Source organism: Capillibacterium thermochitinicola (assembly GCF_013664685.1).
GTDB classification, from domain to species: Bacteria; Bacillota; UBA4882; order UBA10575; family UBA10575; genus Capillibacterium; species Capillibacterium thermochitinicola.
Genome location: NZ_JAAKDE010000005.1, coordinates 34,124 through 45,848, shown reverse-complemented (window position 1 = coordinate 45,848; position 11,725 = coordinate 34,124). Strand labels below are relative to the sequence as shown.

General features: G+C 46.3%; 10 protein-coding genes and 1 riboswitch. Of the genes, 5 read left to right on the top strand and 5 right to left on the bottom strand.

The annotated features are described in order from the left end of the window. The first annotated feature begins 264 nt into the window (after positions 1-264). Positions 265-906 (top strand): nucleoside deaminase, encoded by a 642-nt coding sequence (locus G5B42_RS03490; RefSeq protein WP_181339060.1) that lies wholly within the window; start codon positions 265-267, stop codon positions 904-906. A 117-nt stretch (positions 907-1,023) separates the two neighbouring features. Here the strand turns inward: G5B42_RS03490 and G5B42_RS03485 are convergent, their stop codons facing one another. Further along, on the bottom strand, positions 1,024-2,658 hold the full coding sequence (locus G5B42_RS03485; protein WP_407926900.1) for a Na+/H+ antiporter NhaC family protein: 1,635 nt from the start codon (positions 2,656-2,658) through the stop codon (positions 1,024-1,026). Between the two features lie 77 nt (positions 2,659-2,735). Continuing rightward, positions 2,736-2,909, bottom strand: a riboswitch (Lysine riboswitch). A gap of 187 nt (positions 2,910-3,096) precedes the next feature. On the opposite strand from G5B42_RS03485, the gene G5B42_RS03480 reads away from it, so the two are divergent. After that, complete coding sequence (locus tag G5B42_RS03480; protein WP_181339059.1) at positions 3,097-4,389, top strand: DUF401 family protein; 1,293 nt, start codon at positions 3,097-3,099, stop codon at positions 4,387-4,389. A gap of 3 nt (positions 4,390-4,392) precedes the next feature. Here the strand turns inward: G5B42_RS03480 and G5B42_RS03475 are convergent, their stop codons facing one another. Both G5B42_RS03475 and G5B42_RS03470 read right to left on the bottom strand, forming a co-directional pair. Continuing rightward, the gene (locus tag G5B42_RS03475; protein WP_181339058.1) at positions 4,393-5,007 is read right to left on the bottom strand and encodes a hypothetical protein; all 615 of its coding nucleotides are present in this window, start codon (positions 5,005-5,007) and stop codon (positions 4,393-4,395) included. Positions 5,008-5,069: 62 nt separating this feature from the next. Next, positions 5,070-6,821, bottom strand: coding sequence for a hypothetical protein (locus G5B42_RS03470; protein ID WP_181339057.1), 1,752 nt, complete (start codon positions 6,819-6,821; stop codon positions 5,070-5,072). 126 nt (positions 6,822-6,947) lie between these two features. On the opposite strand from G5B42_RS03470, the gene G5B42_RS03465 reads away from it, so the two are divergent. From G5B42_RS03465 to G5B42_RS03455, 3 genes are all read left to right on the top strand, one after another. Then, a complete protein-coding gene (locus G5B42_RS03465) occupies positions 6,948-7,736 on the top strand; it encodes a hypothetical protein (protein ID WP_181339056.1) in 789 nt (262 codons plus the stop codon). A 77-nt stretch (positions 7,737-7,813) separates the two neighbouring features. Next, a complete protein-coding gene (locus G5B42_RS03460; RefSeq protein WP_181339055.1) occupies positions 7,814-9,085 on the top strand; it encodes a M16 family metallopeptidase in 1,272 nt (423 codons plus the stop codon). Between the two features lie 26 nt (positions 9,086-9,111). Then, positions 9,112-10,413: a M16 family metallopeptidase gene (locus G5B42_RS03455; protein ID WP_181339054.1), complete on the top strand. Its 1,302-nt coding sequence runs from the start codon at positions 9,112-9,114 to the stop codon at positions 10,411-10,413. Here the strand turns inward: G5B42_RS03455 and G5B42_RS03450 are convergent. Both G5B42_RS03450 and G5B42_RS03445 read right to left on the bottom strand, forming a co-directional pair. After that, the gene (locus G5B42_RS03450) at positions 10,410-10,820 is read right to left on the bottom strand and encodes a Smr/MutS family protein (RefSeq protein WP_181339053.1); all 411 of its coding nucleotides are present in this window, start codon (positions 10,818-10,820) and stop codon (positions 10,410-10,412) included. The genes G5B42_RS03455 and G5B42_RS03450 overlap by 4 nt on opposite strands. A 78-nt stretch (positions 10,821-10,898) precedes the next feature. Then, entirely contained in the window at positions 10,899-11,564 is a 666-nt protein-coding gene (locus G5B42_RS03445; protein WP_231133204.1) for an HAD family hydrolase, read from the bottom strand. Between the last annotated feature and the right edge of the window lie 161 nt (positions 11,565-11,725).

Genomic DNA, 11,725 nt, shown 5'->3' with positions numbered 1-11,725 from the left:
GGGGGGTATTCATTCTTGCCGAATGTGAGGTTCCTCTTCTCTTTTTGTAAAGATATCTCCTCCATAAAATCTACAGTAATTTTACACTAACTACACAGACTCTTGAAGAAGGAGAAATAATGGTATTGAGTAGTATTTTAGTGTTATATTTAAATAAGAACGTTAAAGGTTTAGGGGAATATTTTAAAAAAACTCAGGATAAAGGGCTTTTTGTTGTCAGGGGCCGGGTAAATCAATGCGGGCGTAGGACTTGGGGGGATTTTCATGTGGGACAAATTAGAAGAACCATGGCAAGCATGTTTCGAGTTGGGGTGGACTTCATTTAAAAAAGGTTCTATTCCGATTGGGGCAGTGGTTGTCGATGTTAAAGGCAAAATCATTGCCAGAGGTCGGAATCGGCTTTATGAAAGCGAAAGAGAAGCGGGTGAAATCGCAGGGCATAAACTTTCCCATGCTGAGTTAAATGCTCTTTTGAAAGTGAATGAGTCTGATTATCCCAACATCCGTCAGTTTTCCTTATATTCAACCACGGAGCCTTGTCCTTTGTGTTTTGGTGCTTTGGTGATGGCTAACGTTAGAAATTTAAAATTTGCCGCTCGCGATCGGTATGCGGGTGGGACCAACTTAAACAATAAAAATAAATATATTGCCGGAAAAAACATCCATATTGCAGGTCCGTTTCCAGATTTAGAAAAAGTACAAATCACGCTTCACACTGCCTATGAATTAATCAAAGGCCATCATTCTGAAAGAATATTCGAGGCGTGGAAGATCGATTGTTTAGAAGCGGTTGAATCCGGGATAAAGTTATTCAGGGATAAGACATTACAGAAATTGAAAGAAAAGGATGCCCCTGTTTCAGAAGTATTTGAGTTGATTGGCGCAATACATAATATTAATTTATAATCCGGCAATAAAAGAGCGTTGCCACACATATTTCTTGTTTGGCAACGCTCCCTTTGTTTATAAACGTGTTTGCTGTTTTAGCCTGTTAGGTTTTCCATGCCCATTATTTTAACAGTCTTACCTCGCTTCCGTCTTCGCCTCGGGGATGCTTCCCGTCGCCAGTTTAATCAGGTAGAGGACGCCAAACAGCAGAACCAGCGAAACGGGCAGTACAACCCAGGCCGACGGGACGAAACCGGCCAAAATATAGCCGACAAAGGAAACAGCAGCCACCGTAATGGCGTAAGGCAGCTGGGTTGCCACGTGGTTGATATGGTTACACATGGCGCCGGTCGAAGACATAATGGTGGTATCGGAAATGGGCGAGCAGTGGTCGCCAAAAACCGCACCGGCCAGGGTGGCGGAGATCGAAATGATCAGCAGTTCCGGCTCCATCCCGATCGCCACCACGATCGGCAGCAGAATACCGAAGGTTCCCCAAGAAGTCCCGGTGGAGAAAGACATCCCGGAGGCGACGGCAAAGACAATCGCGGGCAGCAGAATCTTAAGCCCGGCGGCACTGCCTTCAAAGATTGCGCTGACAAACTCCTTGGCGCCAAGAAGATTAGTGATGCCGCTCAAAGTCCAGGCACAAGTAAGGATCAAAATCGCCGGAACCATCGCTTTAAAACCATCAGGGAGACACGCCATGCACTCATTGAAAGTAAGCACTTTCCGCAGGAGGAAATAAATAATAGTAAAGAGGAGAGCAAGCGCGGAACCCAGGGATAGTCCGAGCGAAGCATCGCAGTTGGCAAAGGCGTCCTGGATACTTGCCCCTTCGAGAATCCCGCCGGTATAGAGCATCCCCAGTATACAGAGGACGATTAGCACAAGGACCGGGATCACCAGGTCACGCACCTTCCCTTTGCCGGCCGAAACATCGCCATCCTGCCCCTCATAAGGACGATCGGGCGTGGTATAGAGATCCCCGCGTTGAATGGCATTCTCTTCATGTTTCCGCATTGGTCCGTATTCGATCCCAAGCAAGGTGATGAAAACGATCATGGTCAGGGTGAGGAGGGAGTAGAGATTGTACGGGATCGCCCGCACGAAAAGCTCGAACCCGTTATACCCTTCAACCACCCCGGTCACCGCCGCCGCCCAGGAGGAGATGGGGGCGATCATGCAGACGGGCGCCGCCGTGGCATCAACAATGTAGGCCAGTTTGGCCCGGGAGATCCGGTGCTTGTCGGTGATCGGCCGCATCACGTTCCCAACGGTCAGGCAGTTAAAATAGTCGTCAACAAAGATAAGCACACCCAGTCCGAAAGTGGCGAGCAGCGCCCCTTTCCGGCTGCGGATTCTTTGCCGTGCCCACTCGCCGTAAGCGGCCGAGCCGCCCGCCCGGTTCATCAGGCAGACCATTGTCCCCAAGATGACCAGGAAAATGAGGATGCCCACGTTCCAACTGTCGGCAAGAGAAGCGATAAATCCTTCCGTAAAGATGGACGTGTAGGCAGTAAGCAGATTGAAGTTGGCATAAAGCAAAGCACCGAAAATAATGCCGATGATGAGCGAACTGTACACTTCCTTAGTAATCAGCGCAAGGACAATGGCCACCAGAGGCGGAAGCAGCGACCAGAAGGTAGCGTAGACGGCGCTCTGGTACTCCTCGCCGGCCGCGTCCTCCGCAAGAGCCGGTAAGGCAAAGGCCAAGGCCATTGCGGCTACAACCAGTAGCAGGATGAGTAATCTTCTCCGGTTCATCATAACCCTCCCATTTTTGGTTTTTTTATAAAAAAAAAAACATGAAGCGTCGAGACGCTTCATGCAATTGCAATAGTGAACCACACGATAGCTCTCCACCCTAACAGTGACAGTCTGTTGCATATTCTGCAACAGCCCAGCATCGGCCCCTTCTGGCCGGAAACCGACACTTCGGCGGTTATTCTTTTCATCTGTTACTGTGCCAGACCATATATAACAGATTACTCGTAATAGACCGCGCCTCTATCGTTATTAAGGTTAATATAATTTTAAAAGACCTTGTCTTAAAGTATAGACAGCAACAACATAAAAGTCAAGATTAAACCGGCAGGAAAGTTCCTTTTTTACGCCGAAGATAATTGCAAGCACCATGCTGACGGATTATGGGATTATTATTGTAGCAGATTTGCAATAATTAACTAAAGAAAGAACGGTGTAGAGATGCAGCTGTTTCCCGAACTTCCCTGGCTGATCAAGATTCTGCTTTCCCTCGGCGTGATTCTCCTGACCAATCGTCTTCTGAAGAGTCTATCCCTGGCCATGACCAGTGGCGCTTTATTAATTGCCCTTTTCGCCGGCCAGTCCCCCGCCGAGATGCTCGCCATCGCCAGTCGTCCCCTGCTGACCTTCAAACACCTCACTTTTGTCATCGTCATCGCCCTAATTTACTGGTTGAGTATGCAAATGTCCGAAACCGGCCTGATGCGGGAGATGGTCGCCTTAATCCAAAGCCGCCTCTCCACCCGCGGTTCAATTTCGGCCCTGCCGGCCGTGATCGGTGTGCTACCAATCCCCGGCGGTGCGTTTTTTTCCGCACCACTGGTTGACACCTGTGATGAAGAAAAAAACGTCGATCCGGAATTAAAATCCGCCATTAACTTTTGGTTCCGGCATCCCTGGGAATTCTGGTCCCCGCTGTTTCCCGGCCCTCTCCTGGCGATGGAGATCGCGGGGCTTTCCTCGTTGGAGTTTCTCTTGGTCGGTTTTCCGTTAAGCCTGATTGCCGCCGGGGCGGGTTACCTTTTTCTCCTCCGGCCGATCCCCTCTTGCCCGCGGCCTGCCCCGCAGGGGCAAACCGGATTCTGGCGGCAACTGATCTTCCTGTTGTCCCCGATTCTAATTGTCATCGGGACCTACATCGTTTACCAGCTTCTCCCGGACACAATCCGGAGTAACAACCAATACATCCCGATCGGGATTGGGATCATCGGCGCCATCCTTTGGCTGCAATATTTCCGCCCGTTAACCGCCGCCCAGTGGCGGAAAATATTGGTCCAGAAGAAATTCCTGGTCCTGGCGGTCCAGATGTCGATGATCCAGGTCTACGGGGCCTTTATCGGGTCCAACCTGCCCGACGGAACCCCCTTGGTCGCCCGCTTCAGCAGCGAGCTGACCTCCTTTGGGATCCCCGTTTGGTTGATGATCATGCTGATTCCTTTTGTCAGCGCCTTAGCAACGGGACTTGCCGTCGGTTACATCGGCGCCAGTTTCCCGATTGTCCTCAGCTTGCTGGGGGCGGAACCCGGCTTCGGCACTTTGCTCTCTGCGATCGTTCTCGCACAGGGTTTTGGCATGATCGGACTGATGCTTTCTCCGGTTCATGTCTGTCTGTTGGTCTCCAACGAGTATTTTGAGACCGGGCTCACGCCGACCTTGTCCAAACTCATCAAACCCAGTCTCCTGGTGCTCGGCGGCACGGTTCTGTATTACCTGTTTTTTTACTATCTTATTTAAATCCTAAAAGCCGAAACCAACATTCAAACAGATCCGGGAAAGGGATACTTTTACTTTTTCCGATGTGTCATCCCATACATCGACTACAGTGCCTGAGCCGCTATTTGCTGTATACAAAACCTCCGCTCTTACATTGGGATACCCGGGAAGACGGATCCCGGCCCCCAGGGCATAATACAGACCATGCAAATTTGCGTTATTATCACCATCGTCGTACAACATTAGGTTATAGCCAAAATGGCCCGTGAGGTAGGGGAGACCTTCAATTGTCAAGGGATAGTAATTCAGTAAAAGAAAGAAGGGAAAACAAATACTTTCTTTTTCATGGAAGCTGTAATAGTCATCATCTTCTTCAAATTCGCCACTCAACTGTAATGCCACCCCATAACCCAGTTCAAAGTCTTCGTTAATTTCCAAGGCCCTTTCGAACCAAAAAGCAACGGACCCCCCCAGATCGAACTTCGCTTCACTTCCCGATGCGGCAGTAGTCACCTTACCAGCAGCTAGATACCCTACTTTGAAAATGTTGTCTTCAGCCAATGCTGTACTACTGCTCAAGAGTAATATGCTTAAGCAAAAAACCATAATCTTCAAGGATTGCCTTATCGCCTTTTTCATAAGCTTTCCTCCATTTTCTATTTAATTCCTCGCGCTTAACTTTTCCCCGCTGGAAGTTACTTTTATAAAGTCTCGATAAAATAGAACCTTTGGTCGCCTGCTTTTAGCTTCGTATATTTTTCATCCCGCCCGACAAAAAACTTGATTCTGGTCTCCGTTTGCAAAGAATCCGGATGCAACACCAACAACTCGGTTTCGGAGACGATCATTACTCTGTTTTCCTCGCCGACCACCGCAATCCGGTCCGTTTTCTTCTCGAAACTATGCACCAATTTCAGCTCTTGATCCACCAGTTCATAGATTTTTTTACCGGTGAACACCAGTGTTTTCAAGGTCGGTTTGGTTATTTGGTAGATACCCAAAGCCGGTTCCGGAGTCACAATATACTTTTGCGGTCGAAAACTACGGTCATAGACCGTTATATCATTGCTCATCCGGTTATAAACGTAAAATCTTGTCAGATCGGCGTTCGTGCTGACCCTTGTTAACGCATCCTGCGGACGGCTCAACATCGTTCTAAATAAATAGGCCACCTTCCCCCAGGTCCGGCCGGACAACACTTTGCGTTCCACCTTATTCCGTTTGAGGTCATAAAACTTTACTTTCCCATCTCTTACCGAATATATCAAGGCCAGATCCGAGTCGGGTAATTTGCGGAAACTATACGGCGATTTCTTATACAGATTACTGCCGGTATGATATGTAACCATTTGTTTTGTTTGATAGTCGATCCAGGAGAGCTTATCTTTATGTAAAATGTATAACTTGTCCTCTTCCGGGTAGTAATCAAAATCCAGTACTTCCTCCGTTAATACTTTGCTTTCGACCCCATCTTTCGTGATCTTTAAAAAGTGGGAGTTTGTTTTTAGGCCACTCTCCGGCGTTTCGTAGTGGATGATATATACTTTGTCCTCGGGGAACCACTGCCAATAGATACTGCGTTTGTCAACGTCGTATTTCTCCAGGGGCTTTTGTTCCTGTAAATCCATAAAAACGACGGAACCTTCGCCCAATTCAAGATAACGCTTAAACTGTCCATTGGAGAAATTGACGTTTACTTTCCAGTCCTGACAGATTAAAACCCCTCGATCCTTGCTTAATAGCCGCAAACTCAACGGGGGATTATCCAAAGGCGTACTGGCTTTTACTTGTAGATCACCTATATTAACCGTTAGAAGCTGGGGTTGCCCGGAGATTTTTTGTTTATTACGACTAAAGTCGATCCGATCAACATTATCCAAGAGCAAATATACCTGACCGAGCTCTTGGTTAATCGCAATTTGGTTAACCTTTACGGTTGAAGCCGGCAGCTCCACAGTTTGGCAGGTCATCTCCGGAATATTGTAATGAAGCAGCTCAAAGCCACTGTCTTTCTCAGCAGAAACGCGGTAGGTAATGAAAAAGTGCCGGCGATCTTCTGTATATTCCCAATTAAAGGGCGCATAACCGATGTCAACCACATCCTCGGTGCGCCCGGTTTTAACATTAAAAAGAATTAACCGCCCTGCAATACTTGCTCTCTTCTCATTTGTTTTTTTAAAGAGATTGGCCAAAAGGTTACTTTCGGTCCCATCTTCCGATTTTTCCGGTCCATAAATAGCCAAATACTTATCGGGATCGGATGTTTTCATTAATAAGTCGGGGACCTTTTCCAGATCCATTTTTTCTGTGAAGTTCAAATCATCTTCATCCATAAACAGGATTTTATTTTCTTCCGCATCAAATAAAAAATATTCGGAAGCGAAAGCCATACTTGGCCAGAGAAAAACAATAAAGAGCATAAAAGTGAAAATTCTGAGCGTAAGTTTTTTCAAATTTTATGCCTCCTTTTGTTTTAAGATATATATAGTTTCGAGGTTATTTCGCAATTGCCTGCAGGTTTTTGTGAATTTTATATATAAATTATATAGTACTGTATATTACATCAAGGAGGAAATATAATGAAGATTCGCTCGCAGGGTAAAATTGCCGTTCTCTGCCTTGTTTTTTTGCTTCTAAGCTTGTCCGCAAATGCTTTAACGACAGAAGAATTCCCTTTACATCCCATCGATAAGGACCGGCCTTTTAGTTTGGAACTTAAAGAAGACGAGGGGCAGAAATGTGAACTGAGAATGGTCAGAGTAAAAGGTAATGCCAAAATTGCGAAACCTCCACAGATTGACGCCAATGTTCTTTATTATGCCGAGGCAAAACTGGGAAACCCGGCAAAAGTCTATGGTCTTCTCGTTGATTTAGAGGGGGAAAAGAAACAAATCTGGGTTGATGCGGATGCCGATCTTGATTTTGCGGAAGAACGCGGTTATGAACTATTTAAGAGCGACCGCTACCCGGGCCTCAACGTTTATTATGCGCCGATGCCCCTCAGCTTTAATGTAACGTACAAAATCGCCGATGAAGAATATAGCATCCCTGTTTCCTTTGACTTGCCCTATCTCATTGTTGCCCGGGCCGGCTATCATGATTTTCTTTTGTTAAGGACAAGAACATGGTTGGCGGGTCATCTTTATATTGAGGACGAAGAAATCCCCATTGCCTTGGTTGACACGGATTTTAACGGATGCTTTAATGACCCGCAAGATTTACTGTTTTTGGATACCAATTATGATCTGAATTTCTCGGCTGCGGAGTCCCTGACGATTAAAAGGGCCGCGAAACCACGGATCAAACCCGGCATCAAAGTGGAACTCAATTTTAAAGCAGTTCCTAAAAAAATAATCGTCCAGTATTAGCTCCAAGCTACGCGTGTTAAATAAAACAGAGTCAAGAATTTGGCTTGGATTTTAATTAAAAGAAAAGGGTTGATAAAATGCGTTCCTTTTGGAAAATCCGGGCTTGCCTTTTACTGATCATCGTAACGCTCCTCAGCCCCATCGTCCTGGGGGCGGAAGGGGATTTTACGGAGCAGACCTTCCCAAACGGAATTAGATTCGTTTACAGGCAGATTCCCAAGGCCAAAAAAGTTGCCGCCCGGATCATCGTCCCGGTCGGTTTTCTCCATGAGCCCCAGGAACACCTGGAAATCACCCATCTGGTGGAGCATTTGGTTTTTCGCGGCAATGGCGAAGTTACTTTATCGGATTCCCCCGATTTGACGGATAAAAAAGGCAATACTTATAATGCCTTTACCACCTTAAACCGGACGGAATATGTATTGGAATCGACTCCCGAAAACCTGACCGAAGCTTTGTCCTTCTTTATGGATCTCATTCTCCATCCGGCCTTTGACCCGAGTGACATTGAAAAAGAAAAAAAGATCGTCACCATTGAGAGAGCGATGCGCTCAACACCGGGTAATGTGTTTTTAACGTATCTAAACCACTTGACCCAAAACCAGCTGGATTCAAAGATCCACGCCATTGACCGCCAGACCCTTCTGGCTTTCCATCATCAATACTACTCAACCGACCAGTTAACCGTGATCATCACCGGTAACTTCAATAAAGATGAAATTGCCGGTTATCTGGCTTCCCTCCCTAAACCGGATAAAGAAACCGCCCGAAAAAACCATCTCCGTCCAACCAGTCCCCTCGACAAAGATATCATTTTGGAGGATTATTTACCGGGCGAGAAATACCGGCTGTTGTTTGGGATTAATCTAAAAAAAATGAAAGGGAAGGACCTGGTCATCGCCAAAACCCTCCCCTATATCCTGACCTTCGAATCACGCCAGTATGATTATGTTACAAACCGTCCCCTCGACTACGATATTTATCTTTTCACCCTTGGCGAGGATTTTTACTTAATCTTTGAATACAAAGATGTTCAAGAAGAATACACGCCAGAGATTAGTAAGTGGCACGAACGAAATATTAAACGATACTATAACTACCTGAAAGCAAAAGATTTTTCTCAATTCACAAAAGCCTTGTCCACGAGTCTGGAGAAAACACTGAAACTAACCGAATCTTCGCCCATCCTTTTAAATGAGTATTACGCAAAATTAATCTTCGAACCGACTACTATTTCCAAGGCGGATCTGGCAACAATTAAGCGCTTATCCTCCAATGATCTGAAAAAATTCGTCGAAAACTACTTGGCCGACCAAACCTACCATAAAGTCGTAATAAAAGCCAATTAATCAATAATTAAAAGGATTGTGATTAGATGAAAACGCATCCACATTTTTCTGTCCGGAAAGGCCTTTTCTTGGCCGTCCTTATTTTAAGCACTACCCTGTGCTGTCCCTTGACAATTTGGGGTTCTTCCACCCGGCGGGTTGACCCCTTAGTCGTCTCAAAACTTGATCCCATCTCCAAAGAAGAGAATTATGAATACGTAACAATGATCCTGAAAACCGGGTATGGGCATGAACCCAGCGAAAAACGGGGACTGAACACCCTCACCAATGAATTGGTCTACCTGTTGCTTCGTAACACCCGCGCCCTTGAGGTGAACTACTATCCTTTTGCGGAATACACGATCTTTACCTTTGTCGTCTGGCGGGATGATTTCGCCGCTTTCTGCGCCGAGCTTGATGCCCTCATTCGTCTGGATACTCTTTTACTTTACGACCTGTGTAATGAATTAATTAATCAGCATATCCACACAGCAAAAACCCCTTTTGTAACGGGCCAATCTATTTTGTATGAACTCCTTTACGGACCGGATCATCCTTACCTCAATAGATTCAAAGCAGACTATTCCAAACTGGATATCAATGAAGTCAATACGTGGTTTCGTGAAATTTATAAGCCCAACAATATAGTGATTTCCACCACCTCGGAACTGCCGGAGGACTTCCTGAAGAAGCCCAGTGGCCGCGATTTACAGAAAAGAGTCCTTAACCCGGAAATTCCACCAAGTTTGGCCACAGACCCTGTTTACCGGTTTACCGATGCCCGTGCCCCCGTCAGCACCATTTTTATAGCTTTCCCCGGACCAAAACCCGAGGAGGACGGTTTTTTTGTCAGCCGGATTATCCAAAAATACCTCCAACATCAACTTTGGTCCAGACTCAGGCAGGAACGCGGTTACTGCTACGATCTTCAGGTCAGTTATTCGTATCTGAATGAACCGACCGCCCCAAACATAACGATTGCATTTCAAGTCCTCCCGGAGAATACGGAACCGGCCATCTACGAAGTTTTTAATTTACTGGAAGAACTGGAAAGGGAACCGCTTACTCCGGAAGAAATCCGGTATTTCGTTGAGCTGGAAGAAAAATCCCAGGATAAAAACTATTCAACACCAAGTTTCTTATCTTTGATGGACGCCATTGGCGCTCAACTGGACCTAACTTGGGCAACCGATTATGACCAATATAAATCTGAACTGCAAAAAATCAGCAGTAATGACATTCTTAATTTTGCCCAAACTTATTTAAAGAATTGGCGGTTATCAGTGGTTGGTCCAGACGTAGCAGAGCTGAATACCAATTTCATGTTAAAAGGCAACGCCGGGGACTAACGACGATAAGGTTGCCGGAAGGCTGCCCGCCGCGCTTGGGCCTTCCTTTTTTTTGCCTGTTTCCGGGCGATTAATTCTTCCTCTTCCTCCACCCAGTCGATCTCTTCGTCCGCACCAATGGCGGTCTCCCCCTTGAGTCTCACCACCGTCTCCCCCGGATTCGGCGGGGTATAAGGGGAACCGTCTTCGCCACGATAGACGGCTTCCACATAGGTACGGGCAAACTCTGATTCTTCCAGCCACCGGCGGACAAAAGACTTGAGGACCGGAAAGTAGGCGCTGTGTTTGCCTTGGCCGTGGATGATGCGGACCACTCTTTCGCCGTATTGAAAGGCGCTTAACAGCCGCCGTTCCAATGTTTCCTCTGCTTCTTCCCGTGTTATTCCGTGCAGGTCGATGGTTTCCATTCTCTTTCTGTCTCCTCCGGGCAGTTCTTTTTAGTCGAGTTCAGGCACTGATCTTCCAGAATGTTCCGGCATTAATGTCTATAGAGGTTCATTTAATAAGTTTTTTATGTCTTCAATCGTTAAATTTTTAAAGCTGGTCACAATCAAATCGGCTTTGGACAAATCTTGCCGGCCGGAGTTTTTATTCTGAAACCCGATACACCTCATCCCGGCTGCTTTGGCGGCCAGAACTCCATTTCTGGAGTCTTCTATTACCAAACAGTCCTCCGGTTGTAAGCCCAGCAGTTTTGCCGCCGTAAGAAAAATTTCCGGATCCGGCTTTCCTTTGGAGACCGCCTCGCCATTGACAAAGACTTCGATATATTGATCAAGGCCAAACTGGTTTCTAACCGTTTCGACCGCCCGTTCGTTATTGGAGGAGGCCAGGCCCAATTTATAACCGTTATTGCGCAAAGCGGCCATGAAATCCAATACATTGTCCACCAAGGGGATTTGTGGGATGGTTTGGATAAACCTTTCCCGGCATATATTGATCAATTCTTCCACCGAAAGTTTGAGGCCAAATTGTTCTTTTATTGTGCTCCACATCTGGACATCAGTAGTTCCCATAAAATCCTCGGGCTTTAACTTCGCATAATCGCCACCGGCTTCTTCAATAATTTCTTTTTCCAGTTTAACATGGATAGGCTCACTGTCGATGATCACGCCGTCCATATCAAAAATTACACCTTTTACACCAGTCAACAGAGTGTCCCCCTCATATAAGTTCTTTAGCTGTTATAGCTGTTACTTAAGTTAGTATCAATTGATATCATATCATAAAGAACAAACACCACGAACGTTATTAAAGGAAATTTTATATTGACGCGGTGAATGCAACCAAGTTGGCAGTTAAAAAAGGAAAA